This is a genomic window from Hyphomicrobium sp. B1 (assembly GCF_049532635.1).
GTDB lineage: Bacteria > Pseudomonadota > Alphaproteobacteria > Rhizobiales > Hyphomicrobiaceae > Hyphomicrobium_B.
The window spans coordinates 613,075-633,807 of the sequence record NZ_CP134871.1; the positions used below are offsets into that span (position 1 = coordinate 613,075).

General features: G+C 58.8%; 19 protein-coding genes and 1 tRNA gene. 9 read left to right on the forward strand and 11 right to left on the reverse strand.

All coding sequences use genetic code 11. The features are described 5' to 3' along the window. Positions 1-16 precede the first annotated feature (16 nt). The 7 genes from RLW55_RS02995 to RLW55_RS03025 all read right to left on the reverse strand — a co-directional run bounded on the left by RLW55_RS02995 (position 17) and on the right by RLW55_RS03025 (position 6,576). A complete protein-coding gene (locus tag RLW55_RS02995) occupies positions 17-706 on the reverse strand; it encodes a tetratricopeptide repeat protein (protein WP_423415524.1) in 690 nt (229 codons plus the stop codon). A 51-nt stretch (positions 707-757) separates the two neighbouring features. After that, positions 758-1,642, reverse strand: a complete 885-nt coding sequence (locus RLW55_RS03000; RefSeq protein ID WP_423415525.1) for an SDR family NAD(P)-dependent oxidoreductase — start codon at positions 1,640-1,642, stop codon at positions 758-760. Then, positions 1,599-2,267 (reverse strand): TenA family transcriptional regulator, encoded by a 669-nt coding sequence (locus RLW55_RS03005; RefSeq protein WP_423415526.1) that lies wholly within the window; start codon positions 2,265-2,267, stop codon positions 1,599-1,601. The genes RLW55_RS03000 and RLW55_RS03005 overlap by 44 nt, the downstream gene beginning before the upstream one ends. Then, positions 2,264-3,754 (reverse strand): AMP-binding protein, encoded by a 1,491-nt coding sequence (locus tag RLW55_RS03010; RefSeq protein WP_423415527.1) that lies wholly within the window; start codon positions 3,752-3,754, stop codon positions 2,264-2,266. Before RLW55_RS03010 ends, RLW55_RS03005 begins: the two co-directional genes overlap by 4 nt. Then, positions 3,747-4,358 carry a thermostable hemolysin gene (locus RLW55_RS03015; RefSeq protein WP_423415528.1) on the reverse strand — a complete coding sequence of 204 codons (612 nt, stop codon included), beginning with the start codon at positions 4,356-4,358 and terminating at the stop codon, positions 3,747-3,749. Before RLW55_RS03015 ends, RLW55_RS03010 begins: the two co-directional genes overlap by 8 nt. 152 nt (positions 4,359-4,510) lie before the next feature. Next, complete coding sequence (locus tag RLW55_RS03020; RefSeq protein ID WP_409561908.1) at positions 4,511-5,896, reverse strand: sensor histidine kinase; 1,386 nt, start codon at positions 5,894-5,896, stop codon at positions 4,511-4,513. Between the two features lie 2 nt (positions 5,897-5,898). Then, positions 5,899-6,576, reverse strand: a complete 678-nt coding sequence (locus tag RLW55_RS03025) for a response regulator (RefSeq protein ID WP_409561907.1) — start codon at positions 6,574-6,576, stop codon at positions 5,899-5,901. Between the two features lie 206 nt (positions 6,577-6,782). On the opposite strand from RLW55_RS03025, the gene RLW55_RS03030 reads away from it, so the two are divergent. The 3 genes from RLW55_RS03030 (at position 6,783) to RLW55_RS03040 (ending at position 10,190) form a co-directional block, all read left to right on the forward strand. Then, positions 6,783-7,328 carry a hypothetical protein gene (locus RLW55_RS03030; protein ID WP_423415529.1) on the forward strand — a complete coding sequence of 182 codons (546 nt, stop codon included), beginning with the start codon at positions 6,783-6,785 and terminating at the stop codon, positions 7,326-7,328. Positions 7,329-7,476: 148 nt separating this feature from the next. Beyond that, positions 7,477-7,731, forward strand: a complete 255-nt coding sequence (locus tag RLW55_RS03035; protein ID WP_423416372.1) for an FAD:protein FMN transferase — start codon at positions 7,477-7,479, stop codon at positions 7,729-7,731. 458 nt (positions 7,732-8,189) lie between these two features. Beyond that, positions 8,190-10,190, forward strand: a complete 2,001-nt coding sequence (locus tag RLW55_RS03040; protein ID WP_423415530.1) for a DEAD/DEAH box helicase — start codon at positions 8,190-8,192, stop codon at positions 10,188-10,190. 343 nt (positions 10,191-10,533) lie between these two features. Here the strand turns inward: RLW55_RS03040 and RLW55_RS03045 are convergent, their stop codons facing one another. From RLW55_RS03045 to RLW55_RS03060, 4 genes are all read right to left on the reverse strand, one after another. Further along, positions 10,534-10,830, reverse strand: a complete 297-nt coding sequence (locus RLW55_RS03045; RefSeq protein ID WP_423415531.1) for a hypothetical protein — start codon at positions 10,828-10,830, stop codon at positions 10,534-10,536. Between the two features lie 311 nt (positions 10,831-11,141). Continuing rightward, the gene (locus RLW55_RS03050) at positions 11,142-13,745 is read right to left on the reverse strand and encodes a TonB-dependent receptor domain-containing protein (RefSeq protein ID WP_423415532.1); all 2,604 of its coding nucleotides are present in this window, start codon (positions 13,743-13,745) and stop codon (positions 11,142-11,144) included. A 546-nt stretch (positions 13,746-14,291) separates the two neighbouring features. Beyond that, positions 14,292-14,381: transfer RNA gene (locus RLW55_RS03055), tRNA-Ser, on the reverse strand. 65 nt (positions 14,382-14,446) lie between these two features. Beyond that, a complete protein-coding gene (locus RLW55_RS03060; RefSeq protein ID WP_423415533.1) occupies positions 14,447-15,505 on the reverse strand; it encodes a hypothetical protein in 1,059 nt (352 codons plus the stop codon). 271 nt (positions 15,506-15,776) lie between these two features. Between RLW55_RS03060 and rplU the strand changes: the two genes are divergently transcribed. From rplU to proB, 6 genes are all read left to right on the forward strand, one after another. Continuing rightward, entirely contained in the window at positions 15,777-16,091 is a 315-nt protein-coding gene (gene rplU / locus RLW55_RS03065) for a 50S ribosomal protein L21 (protein WP_013945767.1), read from the forward strand. A 30-nt stretch (positions 16,092-16,121) separates the two neighbouring features. Beyond that, on the forward strand, positions 16,122-16,394 hold the full coding sequence (gene rpmA / locus RLW55_RS03070) for a 50S ribosomal protein L27 (RefSeq protein ID WP_013945766.1): 273 nt from the start codon (positions 16,122-16,124) through the stop codon (positions 16,392-16,394). Between the two features lie 139 nt (positions 16,395-16,533). Further along, the gene (locus RLW55_RS03075; protein ID WP_409561901.1) at positions 16,534-17,055 is read left to right on the forward strand and encodes a GNAT family N-acetyltransferase; all 522 of its coding nucleotides are present in this window, start codon (positions 16,534-16,536) and stop codon (positions 17,053-17,055) included. Then, positions 17,052-18,092, forward strand: coding sequence for a GTPase ObgE (obgE, locus tag RLW55_RS03080; RefSeq protein WP_013945764.1), 1,041 nt, complete (start codon positions 17,052-17,054; stop codon positions 18,090-18,092). Before RLW55_RS03075 ends, obgE begins: the two co-directional genes overlap by 4 nt. 225 nt (positions 18,093-18,317) lie before the next feature. Further along, positions 18,318-19,421: a calcium:proton antiporter gene (locus tag RLW55_RS03085; RefSeq protein WP_423415534.1), complete on the forward strand. Its 1,104-nt coding sequence runs from the start codon at positions 18,318-18,320 to the stop codon at positions 19,419-19,421. 149 nt (positions 19,422-19,570) lie between these two features. Further along, positions 19,571-20,731, forward strand: coding sequence for a glutamate 5-kinase (gene proB / locus RLW55_RS03090; RefSeq protein ID WP_423415535.1), 1,161 nt, complete (start codon positions 19,571-19,573; stop codon positions 20,729-20,731). Positions 20,732-20,733: the final 2 nt, after the last annotated feature.

A 20,733-nucleotide genomic window follows, 5' to 3' on the forward strand; every position in this document is an offset into this window, starting at 1 on the left:
ATGCAAAGTCCGCCCGTCACGAGCGTTCTTTTTCCTGCACTTTGGCGAGGAGGCCTTGCATTACCTTCGGGAAATACGTGTTCCAGATGGGCCGCTCCGGATGCGCCGGAGATGACAGCCCTTGTTTCAGCTCATACTCAGCTGCCTTGTATTCTCCCTGCTCGTACAGGAAGTCAGCATAGAAATAGTGGGCGTCTCTCCCGTTTGGGGCGTTCTTGACCGCTTCCTCCAGATAAGCGCGGGCCTTGTCTTTGTCGCCCCAACCGAAGGGAAAACCGGGCACGCGATAATAGAGGACGCCGAGGCTGGTGGGTGCACCGGCGTCGGCGGCCTTGGGATTCAAGCTTTCAGCTTTAAGAAGCACGTCGCGCGCCTTCGAGGCGAGGTTGAGAGCGCCGATGCCCCACGTGAGCGAAGCGCGTTCGCTGGTAACGATGCCGTCCCAAATCAAGGCCTCTGGCTGATCGGGATACCGCTGCGCGAGCTCATCGGCCTTAGCTCCAATCGCATCCATATTCCGCTGGCGCTCGTCATTCGACTTGCTCAAATATTTGACGCGCGCCCAGTCATTGGCAACGGCTAGAACGTCCTCGTCGAAGCGACTTTTTGCTGCTGGAGCGGACTTGGCATGCGATACGAATCCGCTGGCGATCACTGCGGTGATGGCAGCGGCAGCGATCGTGAGGTGATTGTTAGCCAGTTTCATGAGTTTCCTCATTGGTTGCTTGTTTTTGAGTCTGCGGCTGACTTGCGATTTTCACGTGCTTCCACTGCTCCGCAATCCGACCTCAAGCGTCGTAGGGGATCCGTTCTGGCTCATTAAGAACGCACGCACGCGCGTGTCCGCCATCTGTGCCTCCAGCGAGCGATCGACGAGTTGCGGGAACAGTCTCTGCACAAGTACGAACAGACGCTCGGGCCCCTTCGCATAGACGCTGTCCGCATCACGTGCGACGGCAGCCCAGACATCTCGCGCGACCTTAGCAGGATCATCGACGCGCATCCGCAGCGGGCCCATGAGCCGTGCGAAGTTTCTAGATGCATCCGTTTTTGTTGCGCGCGGCGCCGCATAAGTGATGCCGACGCCGAACTCCTTGAACTCGCGCCGCAGTGCAATCGAAAGCCCGCGAAGGCCGAATTTAGACGCCGAATAGGCCCCAAACAGTGGGTAGGCAATGTCACCGAACATGGACCCGATGTTGACAACTCGCGAGGGAGCTCCACGATGAAGCAACGGCAGCAGCTCACGAATAAGAGCTGCTGGCGCGATTACATTTGTCTTCATCAGACGCTCCAGTTCGGCGTCGCTGGTACTCGCGAGCGGCCCGACGGCTAGCACGCCAGCGTTGTTGACAAGAACGTCGAGCCGACCCCACCAATGCGCGATGTAGTTTTTCAAGGCGATGCGAATTTCCGGATCCGTGATGTCGCCGGGAAGCACCAGGTGATTGCGTTGCTGGCTCATCATCTCGAGCGTTCCATGCAATGCGTCGGCGCGGCGGCCGATTAATGCCACCGTCAGACCTCGCCGAGCCGCTTCGACAGCAAGCTGGCGGCCGATACCCGAACCCGCGCCAGTTATGACGGCTAGCTTACCCTTAAGCTGCATCGCGGAGGCCCGGATGACGCAGAGATAGCTCACGGAAGATGTCGCCGTAGAGCCTGTAAATAATCTTTGATGTCGAGATGATGACGGGACGCGCCTCAGCTGAAATCCCGTCGACAAGGCTTTTGAAAAAGGCGACGTGCTGAATGTCAAGCGCACCGTGCGAGCGAAGGTAGGAGAAGCCTGACTCGTCCGGAGGAGCAAGTGAGCGCTGAATGGCGTCAGCGGCTTTGTCGGCCAGCATCGTCGACATGCCCTCCAGCACATGCACGCTGCCGAGCATTGCATAGGGGCTGATCCACTCGATCGCATAGTAGGTGTAGCCGACCATGATCTGGCATGCCTGTCCCGGCGTACCACATCTCACCGCTTCGACATCGCCACCGAATGCGCGAATATCATCGAGTATCCACTTCTCATGCCCGCGCTCTTCCTCCATGTATTCGACGAGTGCATCCTGGTAGGTCTCGTCGTGCGTGCGCGCAGAAGCGAGCGCCAACAGTGGAAAGGTGTGCTTCACGTGGTGATAGGCCTGCGTGAGAAAGTCGACGTAGAGTTCGCGGGACGCTCCTTTCTGCATGGCCGTCTGAATGAGCGGTATGGACAGGAAGGCCTGACGGTCAGGTGCTGTCTCGGCTTGCAACGTGTCGTAAAAGCTCATGCGCTCATCTCCTCTTCTTGCGTAACAGGACGCCGCTCGGCGGCGGCTTTGATCTCGGCGTAGGCGTCAGGCAGTAACGCGCGGCGGAATCGGTCGTTGGGTGTGAGAAGGTTGCGCCGAACTGCATCGTTGCGAGCGAGCAGGACGAAATCGCGCGGTATCGCGTACACAGGGGCGTCGCGGCAGATATTGGAGAGCGCCAACAGCACTTCTGCTTTGCTGACAGTGGCGAACCAATCTGCACTTCGAGAACTCGGAACTATGAGTACGCTCAAATATGGCTCGCCGTGACCCAGCACGGCGCACGCGGCAATTCGCTCGTCCGTCGTTATCAGTGCCTCGATCCATTCGGGGCTCACATTGCGGCCGAACGAAGTGACGATAAGGTTGTCCTTGCGGCCGGAGATCCGGAGATAGCCATCGGCGTCGAGCATACCCAGATCACCGGTCCGCCAAGGATGGGCCGCATCGCAGCCATTCTGATAACCCTGCATGATCGTCGGCCCGTCGACGACGATCTCGCCGTCTTCGATGCTGATGTTCAAACCTGGCAGTGGCTGTCCCACCGTCCCGGGTCTGCGCTTGCCGGGGCGGTTGACTGCGACGACGGAACAGCATTCGGAAAGACCGTAGCCTTCATGCGCGGGGATGCCTTTGCTCCAGGCCTTATTGGCCATGGCTGTCGCAACCGGGGCACCGCCGATCGCAACAAAACGCAGACTAGTCGGTGCCTTTTGGCCGCTTGCATCGAGCTCCGCCACCCATGTGGCGAGAAGCTCGGGCACGAGGACGGAAGTTGTCGGATCATGCTTGGCAAAGGTCGCGCTCAGTCCTTGCGGCTGGCCTCGTGCCACCGAGGCGGTCATGGCCCGATCGAAGCGCGTGCGTGCCTTGGCGAACAACGGCACGCAGATCGCGCATATCGTCTCGAGAAGGAGGGGAAGCGGCAGCACAGAAAGATACAAGTCGTCTTGCGTGGCGCATGTCGCTTGCACCAACATGGCTGCCGAGCGCTCGATCTGGGACAAGGCGAGCCGCACGCCCTTTGGGCGCCCAGTGCTTCCTGATGTGTAGATGATTTGTCCGCCACCATGGCGAAGCTCCGGCGGAGAGGCCCGCCGCCCGTTTGTCACCGGCACAACCTCGACACCGAGCTGGCGTGCCGCATCGACCGCGTTCGGAGTCGCGATGACGTGCGAAACGCTGCAGTCGGCAAGAATGTGCTTCTGCTGTGCAGAGCTGAAGAATGCAGGGATCGGGACGATTATTTTGCCTGCGACCCAACCTGCGAGTTGCGCGACGACCGCGTCGTTTGAGTTTTCCCCCAAAAGTCCCAGGTGGTGGGGAAACGACTCCAGATTGGCCGCGCATTCAGCGACACGGGCTGAAAGATCAGCGTGTGTTAGCGAGCCAGAGTCATCGGAAAAAGCCGGAGAGGCATCTTGGTCGATAGCGTTGCGGCGCAGTGCGGAGATGATATCAAGCATGGACCACCGTGCTCGTCTGCTTGTTGAGATAGATTTGCGCCGCAGAGCGGCTGACAGCACAAACGAGCGGCGCGCCGTCGTAATAGGATCCCCACACTTGGGGATTTTGGGCGCGCTGCTTGTAAGCATCTCCTAAGGCGATGTGCGGTAGCCCGAGAGCGCTGAGGAGACTGCGTAGGCGCTTGGTGGCGGTGAAGAAGGCCCAGTCGAAGCCAGCGGTATCACCATACGAAACGATGTAGCGAAGAAATTGTGCGGCCCGCGCCGGTGCACGGCTGGCGAGGCCGGAAACCTCGAAGATGCTTTCGCGATTTACAGCTGCCCCAGAAGCTCGTGCGAGAAGTATCTCGATCGGTTCATCAAGATAGCACTCGGAAAAAAAATCGCTCTCAGCAAAGCGCAGTCCCGAAGCGCACAGCCAATTACCATCGCGCCCGAGCAAAGCAAGGAGTGTAGGTGAGAATTCTGGAACGGAAGCCCCGTAATGCCTACGATAAACATCAGCAATGAAGTGCTCAACCTCGGACCGACGAGCATGGCTCTGCGTCACGACAATGATCTGCACCGAATCGCTCCCCTCGTTGTTGCGACCGGCCATGACCATCGAGGTAAGCGCTTACGGCGTGCTTACAGCCTTCAAGAAATCACAATGAAAAGTTGGGTCCGCTGTTTAGTTCGAAGGCGAGGGGACAGCCTCTCGATGAAGGCGATACGAGGCAACGGCAGTGAAGTAAGATGGGATTTCAATTTACAAAATTACGAAAAGCGAACGTCTGTTGTCCGCGCCACATCTTTTGGCGGTAGGAAGCGCAATGTGAACACCGCGCCTCCTCCTGGGGCATCGCCTACGGACACGGATCCGCCAAGAGCGGCAACAGTGCGTGCAACGATATCGAGGCCCAACCCGGCACCGCCGCCTCGGTCTCGCGTACCTTGCCAGAAGCGCTTAAATATGCGCTCGCGCTCTTCCACCTTAACACCAGGCCCGTGATCAATTACCTCGAGCGCGGGAGGGTAAGAAACGACCATCACGACAGACGTGCCAGGGGCAGTGAAGCGAATTGCGTTCTCGACCAAATTGCGCACGGCAGACGCCAGCATATCGTGGCAACCATTCACCTCAACCTTCATCGGACAAGGTAAAACCTCCAGGCACTTGCCGCATTTGATGGCCATCGGCCCAAGTTGCAAAACGACTTCTTCGACAATCGAGTTGAGATCCGTCACATCAGTTGCGTCCAACACGACGACATCCAGCCGAGCCGAATCGAGCAGCTGATTGACGAGGCGTTCGGCAGCCCTGATCTCCTCCTTGAGAGACTCAATTTCGGGCGAATTGGGAAGAATGCCGACGTGGGCTTTGATCACCGCAATGGGCGTTCTCAGTTCATGCGCAGCATCAGCGATGAAATGTTGCTGAGAATGGAATGCGATTTCAAGCCGGTCGAGAGCCCTGTTTACAGAACTCACGAGCGCGTCCACCTCACGTGGAAGTCCTTCATTTGACAACCTAGTCGAAACAGCGCTCGGGCCAATGGATTCGGCCTGCAAAGCGGCGATCCGTAACGGCCGCAAACCGATCCGGGCAACAAGAAGATTTGTTAGCAGGAGGAAGATGACGAAGGGCAGCCAGATCCATCCGATATCGACGACAAAGTTTTGTAGCAAGGAGTCAAAGGCTGCCTCACCTTGTGGTAATGCGATTTGAATCCAAACTGGCTTTGATCCAAACATCCCTTTGAGGGTAAAACCATACAGTCGTCCTTTTCGCCTATCGGCCGCGGAGACGAAGAAATCGCGGGTATTTTGGCCGTCGATCGGAGCCAGCGGCGCGTTGACACCAGTTGAGGCAGCCAGAAGAACTCCGTTTTCGCTAACGATGGCGAACTTGCCATTCCCGTTTCGGAAGTCGCCTGTCAGGAAATCCGAAAGTTGAAGCGGCCTCCCTTCGGCCGCACGCTGAAGAAGGTTTTTTATAGCACGCGCGTCGTTCTGAAGCGTGCGATCCCTAAATTCAGAATTCGTCGAGACAAATCTCTCGTAAATCAGCCAGCTCGTGGCCGTTGCGGCAAGTAGCGAAACTGTAACAAGGCCGACGATCAATCGCAGCCAGATCGAGGGTGCTGCTTTCGAACTCTGCATGCCTAGTTCGTGGAATTTGATAAAATATACCCAACTCCGCGCAATGTGTGGATATGGACATTGGCGTTGGCATCGCTCATGCGTTTGCGTAAACGATGGATGAGAACTTCGATTGCGTTAGATGAAAGCTCCTCGTCGAAGCTGTAGAGCGCTTCCTCGATTGCGGTCTTGGGAACGACCCGCCCCGCGCGTCGGAGCAAAAGCTCGAGCGCACTGCATTCGCGTTTTCCAACTTCGACCCCGACGCCATCGACGAGTACTTCTCGCGTGCTCGTATTGAGCGAGATATTGCCGTGAGAGAGATGCGTCCCGATGGTATGGTTCGGCCGCCTCAGCAATGCGCGCACGCGCGCAACGAGTTCATCGACCTCGAACGGTTTGCGCATATAGTCGTCTGCGCCAGAATCGAGCCCCTGCACCAAATCGCGTAAAGCGTCTCGGGCAGTTAGAACGAGAATGGGAACTTGATTGACTTGCTTTCTAACGGCGCCAAGCCAAGTAAGGCCGTCGATATCAGGTAATCCAAGATCGAGAATAACTGCGTCATAGGATGTTGTCGCGATCGCGGCATCACCATCCGCGCCCGTTCCTACGGCATCGACGGCAAATCCTTGAGCGCGAAGTGCTGTTCCTATGTATTCAGCAATTCGCACATTATCTTCTACGATCAACAAGCGCATGCATTTCCCCGAATCCCCGAATGCATTCACGTCCGCGACTTCGGGTTCGGCCCCCTTTCCGGCCCAACAGAAGTGCGATGACGTCAGTGCCTGATGAACCCGCGGAGGGGATGCAAATGCGGCCCTTAAAATACAGAATTGTTATTCTTGGGCGCTTTCCTGCACGCGTCTGACACAAGTCACAATTATAAAAAAGATGAGCTTAGGTGAGCCTCTCCAACTTTGTCTCATTGGCGATATTTCAGATCCAGGCATCCAAAAATTCCGCACTCGTTTGTGATCTGTCCGTTGCCGGCTTGGTTCGATTCAAAAAAATCTATCGTTTCGACGCGAAGCGTTTCCGAACAACTGCGTCGGCAGAATACCCATTGTCCTCCGGGCAGCTGCACTTGCCATCCCAGTTTATCCTGTCTGATCGGAGCAGTGATCGTTCCATTGCCGTATCTGCTAACGGCACTGACGCTGTCGCCAATTTCAGTACCGTGAACCGGAGTGGACAACAGAAGCGAATAAAAACTCGCTCGGATGAAGTGCCGACGATTTTTCCCGAAGTTCATATTGTGCGCGAACAAGACATGAAGGTTTGGCGGCAACCGATGACGAGTGAAGCTAGTAAGTGCTTAACACAATCTGCTTCGCGCGCTGTAGCGGAGCGATCACAGGCAAAGTCCAGTCACTTGCGGCTCTTCTCGTACAAAGATGGTGACGCTTGTCGTCACCAATTTTTACTGCGCGACGTAAGCAAGTCGTAATGTTCGCAGCTCACAATGTGCTGTCGAGTCCGTCCGCGACGTGCTCTCATCCCGATCTTTTCCGACATGCACCGGTACCGCTGCAGTGAAGCGGACATAGTCAGCCCTGTTCTCGCATCACGTAAGACGCGTGTAATCAGGGCTCGACATCAAAACCCGTCATAGGAAAGCGTCCGACGACGCCACTTGGTCAATCGGAATTGCCGACCCTTTCGGCTCAAGTACAGCACTTGCCGCTTTGTTCGTAACTGGTGGTGGCATTGCGACCAGCGGGACTTATGAGCGATGGCGAACTTCTCGCGTTATGGGGCAGCGAGTTTCTTTTCTAGACACGAAGAGACTTCGCTCCACCATCCGCATCGCTCGTTCTGAATCTGCAAGCGGACATCCGGTCTGTTCTTGAGTGAGGAGCAGACGTGCGCAGGCGCCGTCCGATGCCCGCCTCCTCTGCATTGCGACAACAGGAGCAACAGAAGGTGTGAACTTGTGGGGAAATTCACCGCCTGTCCTAGTGAGACCATTGAGATAACGCCGTTGGACCTAATTCAGGCATACGAGATCTCAGTCGATTATGTTCTATCTCAATCGTGCCTATCCCGCTCTGCCGCTCAGGGGCGCTACCGACCAACTCTGCGCGACAAACCAAAAAGTCCTTGCCAACGGGGTGCCGTCCACACATGGGACCTTCTGGCCGAAAGTCTTACGTGGCAGGCTAACCAATATTCGAAGCGCGCCAACCTGCCTCTGGCGTTTACGCCGAATACCGGCTAGGCACGCTAAATAACGACATTCTTGACGAAGTGCGCCTGCCACTCGAACAGAGCCAGGTGGGCTTTCTCCATTTGAAAAGTCTTCACAATCATGACCTTCCCGTCGGTTCACTCCGCGCTCGGGCGCGCTCTTTCCGCGCGCGGCTACTCCGCACCGACCGCCGTGCAATTAGCGGTTCTCGAAGCCAACACGGTAGGGCGCGATTTGCTGGTCTCGGCGCAAACCGGCTCAGGAAAAACGGTCGCCTTCGGACTTGCGATGGCGTCGACACTGCTTGGAGAAGCGGAACGCCTCCCGCAAGCCGCTGAGCCGCTGGCGTTGATCATCGCGCCGACGCGTGAGCTTGCGATGCAAGTGCAGCGCGAACTCGACTGGCTCTATGCAGACACCGGGGCGCGTGTTGTGACCTGCGTCGGGGGCATGGACGCACGTGCGGAAGCCCGCCAACTCGGCTTCGGCGCCCATATCGTGGTCGGCACGCCCGGACGTCTGCGGGACCATTTAGAACGACGGCGGCTTGACCTGACAAAACTCGCAGCCGTTGTGCTCGACGAGGCCGATGAGATGCTCGATCTCGGATTTCGCGAGGATCTGGAATTCATTCTCGACGCAACCCCTGAAGGGCGCCAGACGCTCCTGTTCTCGGCCACCATGCCGCGCGAGATCGAAGCACTGGCGCGCCGCTACCAGCGCGACGCCGTTCGCATCGAAACGGTGAAGCGCAACGAGCAGCATGCCGACATCGAGTATCGCGCCATTCGCGTGGTTCCGGGCGATATTGAAAACGCCATCGTCAACGTGCTTCGGTTTCACGAGGCCGGCGCCGCGATTGTGTTCTGTTCGACGCGCGAAGCTGTAAAGCGGACGCACGCGCGTCTGGTGGAACGAGGCTTCTCTGCGGTCGCCCTATCCGGAGAGTTGACGCAGAACGAGCGCACGCATGCGCTGCAAGCGCTGCGCGATGGCCGCGCGCGCGTTCTCGTCGCGACGGATGTGGCGGCGCGCGGGCTCGACTTGCCGGCTCTCTCGCTCGTCATTCACGCCGATCTGCCCAATGATGCAGAGACACTTCTTCACCGCTCGGGTCGCACGGGGCGGGCCGGCAACAAGGGCCTGTGTGTGTTGATTGTCCCGTTCAACCGCCGGCGTAAGGCAGATGCGCTGCTGGCCGGTGCGAAGCTCAAGGTCACGTGGGGCCCGGCACCGACCGCTGAGGAGATCCGCGCACGAGATCAGGAGCGCTTTCTGGCCAGCTCTATCTTCACCGCTTCCGCGACGGACGAGGATCTGAAGCTTGCGCAATCCCTTCAGTCTAGCCGCACGGCAGAAGAGATTGCTCTCGCGTTGGTCCGCATCCACCGAGCCCAGCTGCCCGCGCCGGAAGATCTTACTGAGGATACGGGCCCGCCGCGGCGGCGCGATGATCATGCGCGAGTACCTCGGGAGCGGGTCGAGGATAGAAAAGTACGCAGCCAAGGGCCGCAAGGCCGAGAGGAGCGCGCGAGGGCGCGCCCGAGAGACGGCCGCTCCACGCACGCCGTTCGTGATCAGGGCCTTGAGATGGTCTGGTTCCGGATCGATATAGGCCGCGAGCGTAATGCCGAGCCCCGCTGGCTGCTGCCGCTTCTCTGCCGCGCCGGCAATGTGACGAAATCCGAGATCGGTTCTATCAAGATCTTCGACCGCGACACGCGCTTCCAGATCGCCGCCAATTCCGCAGACACGTTCGCGGATGCCGCGCGCACCATGAAGCCTAACGAGGGGCGGATTTCGCGCATCGGCGCCACCATGGGTGACGACGCTGGTACGCACGGCGATCCGCCCCTCGCTGCCCGGCAGCAGAAAGACGACGAAGCCAGAGCCGCAACCTTGTCTGATCCTCAAACGGGTCGGCACGCGAAGACGCCATGGCGGGATCGAAACAAAGAAAAAGCTGGCGCGCATCCTCATCGAAAGCGTGACGCGCAGAAAACTCATCCCAAGGGCACCGGGCCTCACCCAGGTTCATCAAAATCAAGCGGCGAATATAAGCCTGTGCCAAAATACGCTCATGGGAAGAAGCAGCAGAAGAAGCATCGCCCGGCTTCATAGCGATTTCCGAACTTGAACAAGTCAATTCAGGGCTTGAACACGTGATCGAGCATCCGAAGATTCGACCTATCTCGTCTCACAGCGAACGTGGTCGGCGGGGCTCCCGCATCGCCGATCGCTGCCACTCCACGCGACAGCTATTGGGACCGACCGTCGGCTCTGCCGAGACGCCGACGCCTCCTGGCTCTGCTTTCCCGGAGGTGAAGCGATCCGTTAGCTTCACTCGAGCGGCCGCGTTACGGGCAATAAGCGCCCGATGCATCTTTGCGGATAGTGCTCGACATAACTGCGAGGTTCGAGCCGCAAGAACAGATTCAAAACGAGGCCACGTCTAGTGCCTAGTTTAGAAGCAAAGCCAGGGGCCTAAGCAGGCCGCAGGCGTCCCGCCCTTACAGGCCATCTGCGAGGAGTAACACTCAATCATCGCCCCTGATTTGCAGGTGGTTTTCACTGGCCCCTTCGGTATAAGCCCTTTCCCGGCGATCGTATTCTTAAGTGCGTTGTGAGAGAACAGCACCGCCAAATCGTGGGTGAAGTTATCGCCAATGGCGGCGACCCTCGTACATTCGGCCGCCTGAGCCGTCGCCGAAAGTGCGCACACCATAATCGCGGCCACGAAGCCTAACTTGAAAACCTGCATTGCAACCCCCCGGTCCGGACAAATCACCTCTAACGCTAGTCGAGTGCTCGGCAGTTGCCAAGTAAAGGACTGTTGCTGTCACAGATATTTTCCGCAATGCGACTCTCCACACACACGCCATGGCCATCCATGCGTGTCCGATTTGGGTCAAAAACGTTGACCACTAACCAAGCTACGAAAGTTTTAGCCAGAATCCGGTTGTCGAGTAAGGCGTAGGTGTTGCCGCGGAGCATGTTCATTTGTCTCTCTAGAAAGGAGACAAATCATGGAACAGGAACATACCCGAAAGCCAGTGACCCGAGTGCGACTACTTAGAATCTGACCTTCATTCCACCGTAAGCCGCAAGCGGTGTCGCCGGGACGATCGTGCGCGGGTCCGTGAAATCTATGGTTCCGAGCGATGCTGCGGTTGCGTCATCGAGCGTGAAGTAGTTGCCGTACGTTCCGTACTGATGATCGAAAATGTTATTCACGATCGCATAGAGCTGTATGTTTTGCGTGACGTCGTAGGACGTATGAAGATTGACGACGGCATACCCAGCTAACGGCTTATTCAAGTTCGCCTCGTCGCCGAAGAAAATCTGATCGGACGCGGCCGTCAAATCGCCGCCGAACTTCCACTGGTGCGTCAGCCAGTAGTCGAAACCCGCCTTGAACCTGTGCTGCGGGATACCCGGCATACGATCACCCGGATGCACGGTCGTTATGAAATCGTCGCCGTTCGATGGGTTCTGAGGGTTGTTGGGCGAATTGACGTCGAACGTGCTCTCAAAGCGCGCATCGGTGAAGTTATAGTTGGCGAAGAGATACAAACGATCGTTGCGATAATCGATGCTGGCATCGAGCCCTTCGCGAAGCGTGTTGCCCGCGTTCTGAAAGTAGCTTCGGCCGGCGATCGACGACGCCACATTTATAATGTCGTCGCTATTCATGGCGTGAAAGAAGCCAAGTGTCCAAGTGACTTTTTGATTGTCGCCGAAGCTGGTGATCTCACCGCGGAGGCCCGCTTCCGCGGTGCGCGAGACGACCTGCTTTAACGGAGGATCAGAGGTCAGGAAGCTCGAAATAAGACAGGGATTGTTGGGATCTGCGCAGGCAAGCTCAGCCGCGACCGGCGCGCGGTTGGCTTCTGAATATCCGCTGTAGAGCGATAACCCTGGAAGAAGTTGATAGGTACCTCCGGCCATCGGATTGAAACGCTGGTAGACGTTGTTACCGTTAAGATCGGGAGCCAGCCCCGTGTTGTCCTTGAGACGGATATCGGCGTAGTTGAAGCGGCCGCCGGCCGTCAGCGAGAGCCGGTCAGTTACATCAAAGGTGTCGGAAAAGAAGACGCCGTAATAGGTGTTGGTCGTCGTGATATCGACCGGCGCTATATCCGAGTTGGCGACGATCTGGCCGTCGCCGGTTACCGTGAAATTGGGACCGATACTTCCGATCTCGGCGCTGGTCTGATAGCCGACGCGGCCATGATCGATGCTGCCGCCCAACAAAAATTGATTCTTATGGCCGAAGATCTTCGCCTTCTGCACGCCCTGCAATGACGCCCCGTAACTTTCGGCCTGTTGCGATGTACGATCAATTTCGCCGACGTAATTGTCGCCGCCAGCCGGCGTTAACACCGGGTTGCCGTTTTGATCGACGAGCTGAACGGTCGTGCCGTCGAGATTGTCAAAGCAGAGCACGCTTGCATCGCCCGCGCAGGGCGCCGCTTCGGAACCGTTGGCATCGACATGATGCTGATTAAACCGACGATAGTAGCCGACGCCCGAGACCTTCAACGTATCCGTGACATTCACAGAGCCGTTGACCGATCCCATCGCCATGTCGTTCTGCGTCGTCTGCGGATTTGTGTAGACGGCGCTGTAGCTTTCATCCAGCAGCTGGACCGGGGAGGCTGTAACGGCCCCAACGAAGTTGTCGGCGCCAGTGAAGTTGGCATGGAGCTCGGCATCGTGGTTCTTGAACCCGATATCGGCGAACGTGCGGCGGATATCGGATGGTGAGAACTGCCGCCAACCGCCGTCGTGAATATCTTCGACCGCGATATAGGCTGCGTAATTGCCGACTTGCTGCCCTGCCTGTACCGACCCTTGTATGCGTCCGAACGAACCGCCGCGGATGTCGGTCTCGACGCCCTGAAAATTAAATCCGTCCTTCATCGATATGCTGATGGAGCCACCGAGCGCATTGAGGCCGAACGCCGGATTGTTGCTCATCACGGCAATATCGGAAATGGCAATCGACGGCAGGAAGTCCCAGTTGACGACGTCGCCGAATGCCTCGTTGATGCGGACGCCATTTTCGTACACCGCCAAGCCCTGAGGCACGCCATCGAGAGGCGAGGCTTCAAAGCCGTGGAATTGGACATTCGTCTGGAACTCATTGCCCTGCAAGTCATTCACGATGACGCCGGGGATGCGCGATTGGAGCACGTCCTGCACTGCCATCGCGCCGCCGCGCGTCACGTCGGAGGATGAAACCGTACCGACGGACCCCGGAACCTTCGCGATCGGAAGTTCGCTGCCGCCCACGGGCGACATCTTCACCTGCGTGGGCTCGGCAACCGAGAAGTCCTTTTCAACCGGTGCCGTCGGTGGCGTCACCGGGGCCTGGGCAACGGAAGCTTTCTTCGGCTTCGCAGTCTGCTGGACCTTTCGCGGTGGCGGAGCTTTTGCCTGCTGCTGGATGACCTCTACTTCCGGAAGCTGCTGCGTGTTCGCGGCCGGAGGCGTGGTCGTAGTCCCGCTCGCGGCGGGTGGGGGCTGCGTGGTGGGTGCTTGCGTCACCGTGGCGGGGGGTGGGGTTGGAGCTATATCCGTGCTGCCGCCGGTCTGCTGCGCGAAGACACTGTCGACGCCCCCCGTCAACAGAAGAGCAGCTGCGAGCGCGGCCAGGCGATAGATCGGCAGCATTCCAATTTCCCCCGGTGCGATCTCTTGGAGTCGGCTTTTTCCCGCCGATTCACCCCTCGTCGGAGGAAATCTTCCTTCCTGAAAGCGGTCAAACGATCTGGCAGCAATTGCATCTTTTTCCTGAAGGAGGTTGTAAGGACGCAACCGTTCGAGCGAGAAAAGGGAAATGTCGAATTCAAATTATCCCGATTTAAGCAGTGGTCTCGATAGGAATTCGATATGCACCTGCGTGTTTCTTGACCCGGGCGCGCGGCGAACGAGAAAATGATCTGCTCCGAAACGGAGACGTTCCAACCTTAGAGCGGGGGAAACCGGCTATGCTGATCCGGTGGATGCTGACATCGAAGACCCCACTCCTTTCCGACACTCAGCGGTACCACCTGAAAGCCGACAAGAAACTTTCGGCACGACGGCCTCGCAATTCCGGTCCGAAACCCGTCTCTCAGTCGCGCGCCGACGGCGTGCACGCGCTAAGTCTCCGACGGCGCCCAGGAATTTGCGACGACCGTAGAGATACGAATTTTCCTATTTGTATTCAATAATTTATGGCGGAGAGGGAGGGATTCGAACCCCCGGTACCCTTGCGAGTACTCCGCATTTCGAGTGCGGCGCGATCGACCACTCTGCCACCTCTCCGGAAGCCGTGGCGCCTGACGGCGAAGTGGGGCTTTTAGCGGCGCTCGCTTCCGGACGCAAGCGGCTCAGACCGCCGCATGCCATTCAAGGTCGAGGGATTGCGTCGCAGGGCCATCCGCCTCGTAGCCACGCGCCAGGAGACGGCCGGTCTTGGCATCAGCAACCATCGCCAACCGCGTCTTGGCGTTGAGCACCGGCGAGGCAAGCCACGCGAAGCCATCATCGAATGTCGGCGGAACACTCTTAAGGGCTCGGCGCCGCTCAAAGCTGCTGTCACCGCGCGGCCGTCCCCTCCAGCCCGCCTCGCTCCAATGGTTGGCGGCGACCGCATCGACACCTTTACGCACACGCGCCTCATGCTCCGTTCGTTCGATGACGACGGTCTCGTCAGGTGCCAGCCCCGCAAGCGTGAAGATGCCGGGCGTGGAAATCAGCGCATCCGTCAGCATCCGGCGCGCCTCGGCGAAGTCTCGTGCCTCTTCCGCAACCCGGCGCAGCAGGTGCGCAGGTGTTGGAAAGGGCATTTTCCACACGCGACGTCGATTGACGGCCCAATCGACGTAAAAAAGCCCCGTCGGATCACGCATCGGCGCCTGGTTCAGCGCCGCCGAGAACCGGCCCGGCGCCATCACCTGCAGCACGCCGGTGTATCCCGGCCAGGTGAGAACGGCGAACGGCCCGGCGGACGAACCCACGACTTTTGCGCAAACGAGGTTCGCGCCAAGCCCCGGCGTCTGCCAATCGAGCACTCGGATCAAACGCGCCGAACGGCCATCCGCCGACGACGCCGCTCGGCAGGTGCAGCCCCACTCATAGTTGATCGAAAAGAAATAGGCGCCTGGTCGGCCCAGCGCTTCGGCAATGGCGTCGATCTCGGACAAATGCACATTGTTCGCGCGAACGAGCCACGCCCGCGACACCCCGTCGAGGCCCGCCAATAATCGCTTCGGATAGCGCCGCGTCGCCACATCGAGCAGCGCATGTGTTTTTTCTACTGAGGCACGCAGCGTTGCCAGCGGAAAATCCAGCCCGGTTTCGATCACAGGTATCGCCGGCAGGACATCGCTCTGCGGTCGCGTGCAGACAGACGAAACAGGAACGGCCATCATCACCTCTGGTGACAATCCCAGGAGCCCCTAAAAATGGGCGACCCGAGCGGCATTTACGATGTGTTATCAAAAAGAAATTGGCCGGCTGAAACGCCGCACGGCCGTTGACAATAGCCCTCACATCGACAATAAAGCCCGCCACCCGTGGGCCAGGAAAACTGCCCGCGTTGAACGCGCTGCCCGAGGCTCCTTGCTGGCTCTAGCTGGCAACATATTGAAAGTTCACCGTTTTCGGTGACGCCATAGGGCGCGGCAACAGGCCTGAAAGGCCGAAAGGACAAGAGCCATGTACGCTGTCATCAAGACAGGCGGCAAGCAATACCGCGTTTCCAAAGACGACGTCGTAACGATCGAACGTGTAGCTGGCGATGCCGGCGCTACCGTTGAATTCGGTGAAGTTTTGATGGTCGGCTCGGGTGCCGACGTCACCATCGGCGCGCCGTTCGTATCGGGCGCCAAAGTGGTCGCCGAACTCGTGAAGCAGTCGCGCGGGCCGAAGCTGATCGCCTTCAAGAAGCGCCGCCGCAAGAACTCTCGCCGCAAGAAGGGCCACCGTCAGGACCTTTCTGTCGTGCGCATTACCGACATCGCAGGCGCGTAACGAGCCGCCGCTCCATTCGAGGATTTTGAAATGGCACAAAAGAAAGCAGGCGGTTCGACACGTAACGGCCGCGATTCAGAAAGCAAACGCCTTGGCATCAAACGCTACGGCGGCGAATACGTGATTCCGGGTAACATCCTCTGCCGCCAGCGTGGCACGCAGTGGCATCCGGGTTCGGGTGTCGGCATGGGCACCGATCACACGATCTTTGCCGTCGAGGAAGGCACCGTCGAATTCGCCACCAAGCGCAACGGCCGCACCTATATTTCGGTGAAGCCGGTCAAAGCGATCGCCGCGGAATAATCCGCTTTCGATCGAAAAGCTCGGTTGTACGGACTACGGGGATGGCTCTGCCATCCCCTTTTGCCTTTTCAGAGCTCCCCTCATATCGTCAACGGATTGCCCCACAAGCCCAAGGCCCCTTCGCCTTTGATCGGACGTCATGAAAACCGCCCGTCTCACTCTCCGGACTGTTGTCCATGGTGATGCCGCCCGCATCGCCGTGCTGGCCGGTGACTGGGACGTCGCAAGTATGACAGGGCGCATTCCGTTTCCCTATTCCGAGGAAGCCGCCAATCACTGGGTCGATGGCGTCGCCGAGCATGAAGAAGTGTTCGGTATTGACCTCAACGGTGAGCTGATCGGCATCTGCGGCTTCACGCTCGACGACAACGGCGACGCCGAGCTCGGCTATTGGATCGGCAAGCCCTACTGGGGCCAAGGATACGCCACCGAAGCCGCACGCGCCGTGATGGCGCATGGCTTCGCGAAATCCGGCGTTCGCCGCTTCATCTGCAAACATCTAACCGGCAACGAGGCGTCGGCGCGCGTCATTCGCAAACTCGGCTTCCGCCCCACCGGCACCTCCACGGGCTGGTGCGAGGCGCGCCAATGTGAACTTCCGGCGCTGACGTATGAACGCCGGCGTCCGTGGACCATGGCCATTCGAGCGCGCGCATCATGAAATTTCTGGATCAGGCAAAAATCTACATTCGATCGGGCGCAGGCGGAAACGGCTGCATCGCCTTTCGTCGCGAGAAATTCATCGAGTTCGGTGGTCCGAACGGCGGTGATGGCGGCAAGGGCGGCGACGTCTGGGTCGAATGCGTGCAGAACCTCAATACGCTGATCGACTACCGCTATCAGCAGCATTTTTTCGCCCAGAACGGCACGCCCGGCATGGGTCAGAACCGCGCCGGACCGAACGGCAAGGACATGATCGTCAAGGTGCCCCCCGGCACGCAGGTTTTCGCTGAGGACGGCGAAACGCTCCTTGCCGATCTCACCCATCCGGGCGAGCGCGTACGCCTGGCAAAGGGTGGCAACGGCGGCTTCGGGAACGCGCACTTCAAAAGCGCGACGAACCAGGCGCCGCGCCACGCCAATCCCGGCCAGCCGGGCGAAGAGCTGACGATCTGGCTCAAGCTGAAACTTATCGCCGACGCCGGTCTCGTGGGCCTGCCGAATGCAGGCAAATCGACATTCCTCGCGGCCGTCTCGGCGGCCAAGCCGAAGATCGCCGACTATCCGTTCACGACGCTGCATCCCAACCTCGGCGTCGTCCGTGCGGGCGATACCGATTTCGTGCTCGCCGACATTCCAGGCTTGATCGAAGGCGCCCACGATGGTGCCGGATTGGGCGATCGCTTCCTTGGACACATCGAGCGCTGCCGCGTGCTTCTCCATTTGGTCGATGCGACCTCCGAAGACGTCGCGGCCGACTACAAAACCGTCCGCCGCGAGCTTAAGGCCTATGGCGAGGGCATCGAAAAAAAGAAAGAGATCGTCGCGCTGTCGAAGTGCGATGCGCTTGACGAAGCCACACTCGCAGAACGCCGCGAGATTTTGAAGAAGGCCGCCCGCAAGACGCCGCTGATGCTGTCGGCGGTCTCCGGCCAAGGTGTCAAAGATGCTCTCTATGCGCTCGTCCGCGAGATCACGCGCGCAAATGAGACAGACGATGAAGCTGACGGCGACGAGGCCGGTCCCTGGCAACCCTAATCGCCATGATGTCATCCTCGGCAGGCCGAGGATGACATCATGCAGATCACTCGCTGATGAGTAGATCCTCAGACTGTCCGGAGGATAACATTCTGCGGCGTTCTCAGACATCGCAGAGGCTACAACGCAGCCCTTGAGCCAAAACGATCGCCTTGCCGCCCGCTGCCAACTCGCTCACAATAGCGGCCTCGCATCCAGCAATTCCCAACATCAGGAAGTCTCGAAATGACCCACTCCGCGCGCACACCGGTCTGGACATGGGTCGTGCCTGTGCTTGGGCTTCTACTTTTCATCGAAGCCACTGCTACGAGCTATGGCGAGGATTTCTCGACGCACACTCTCGGTATCGTCAACACAATCCTCCTCGTCCCGATGCTCATCGGCGTTGTGTTTGCGGCCGTCTACCACGCGGAGGAAGTCGCCCACATTATGGGTGAGCCAGTCGGCACACTCGTCCTGACAGTCGCCGTCACGATCATCGAGTTGGCGCTAATCATCTCATTGATGCTCACCGGCAAGGCGACGCCGACGCTCGTGCGAGAAACCGTCTTCGCCGTCATCATGATCGTAACGACCGGCCTCGTCGGGCTTTGCATCGTCGTTGGAGGTCTTCGCTTCCGAGAACAGGCCTTCGACGTGACGTCGGCGAAGATCTACCTCGCTATGCTGATCGTTCTGGCGACGCTCACGCTCATCCTGCCGAACTACACGACGACGGTTCCAGGAGGGCTCTATTCGGAAAGCCAGCTTAGCTACATCAGCATCGTGACGATCGCGCTCTATCTGGTGTTCCTATATACGCAGACCGTTCTGCATCGTGGCTATTTCGTCGGCGAGCATCCCCATACCGCGACGGAGTCGTCGGGTCCGGCGGAGGGTAAGCTCGCGCTCTCGGCGTTCTTCCTTTGTGTTGCATTGGCGGCCGTCGTTCTCTTGGCAAAGCTCGTAGCGATCATCATCAACGTCGGCGTCTCGAAGCTCGAGGCACCATCGAGCATCAGCGGCGTCATCATCGCCCTTATCGTGCTGCTGCCGGAATCGATTGCGGCGGTGAAGTCTGCCCGAAACAATCAACTTCAAAAGAGCTTGAACCTCGCACTTGGCTCGTCACTGGCGACAATCGGGCTGACGATTCCGGCTATCGCGGCCGCCAACCTCTTTCTGCACACGCCCCTGGTCCTCGGTCTCGAACCGGGAGACCTGGCGCTCATCGTCATGACGCTGGCGGCCAGCATCCTGACGTTTGGAACCGGCCGCACCAACGTCCTGTTCGGCTTTCTTCACCTTGTGATCTTTGGGACGTTCCTGTTTCTCTCCTTCGTGCCGTAAAGAGGCGTTTAGCGACGTTTTCGCGGCATATTTGGTAAAATTCCACCCGGCATTGCCGATATGCGAGCCCTTCCTCTTGCCGGAATGACGACATTTGCAGATAAGGCACGCCCAAGCTTACCTACTTTGACACCGTTTCCGAGATGACAATGGCCGGCATGACCGCTTCCAACGCTACGACGCCGACCGCACGGCCCGAATGGGCCGAGGCGCAGCGCATTGTCGTCAAGATCGGCTCGGCGCTGCTGACGGACCGGACAACCGGCGGCCTGAAAGCCGAATGGCTCAATTCGTTGATGGATGACGTCGCCGCCCTTTCGCGCGCGGGCAAGGAAGTCATCCTAGTCTCGTCGGGCTCGATCGCACTCGGCCGCCATGCATTGGGGCTGCCGAAAGGTCCGCTGGCGCTCGAACAGAGCCAAGCGGCCGCCGCCGTCGGCCAGATCAGCCTCGCCCACGCCTATCGCGAGCTTGCCGGAGCCCGCGGCCTGACGGCTGCCCAAGTGTTGCTGACGCTCGGCGATACTGAAGAGCGCCGCCGCTATTTGAACGCCCGCAACACCATTGAAGTCCTGCTGAACCTCAAGGCCATCCCAGTCGTCAACGAGAACGACACCGTCGCCACCACGGAAATCCGCTACGGCGACAATGATCGGCTGTCCGCCCGTGTCGCATCGATGGTGTCCGCTGATTGCTTGGTGCTGCTGTCGGATATCGACGGCCTCTACACCGCACCGCCGAACGAAGATTCGGACGCCAAGCATATTCCGCTCGTCACCGAGATTACGCCGGAGATCGAAGCGATGGCGGGTGACGCCGGAACCGAGCTGTCGAAAGGCGGCATGAAGACCAAGATCACCGCCGGCAAGATCGCGCTCGCCGCGGGCACCAACATGGTCATCACGACAGGCAAGATTCATCATCCGCTGCGCGCCATTTCCGAAGGCGCGCGTGTGACGTGGTTTATTGCCAAATCCGATCCCGTGACGGCCCGTAAGCGCTGGATTTCCGGCCAGCTCGTGCCCAACGGCCAGATTTTCCTGGATCTCGGCGCCGAGAAAGCCTTGTTGACAGGCAAAAGCCTCCTGCCTGCTGGCGTAACGCGCATCGACGGCGCATTCGACAGGGGCGATGCCGTTATTATACGGTCCGCCGACGGCCGTGAGCTTGGGCGCGGCCTGATTGCCTATGCGGCCGCCGATGCCCGGCGTATCATGGGCAAGCATTCGAGTGAGATTGCCACGATCCTGGGCTACGAAGGGCGCACCACCCTCATCCATCGGGATGACATGGCGCTGACGAGGACTTGAGC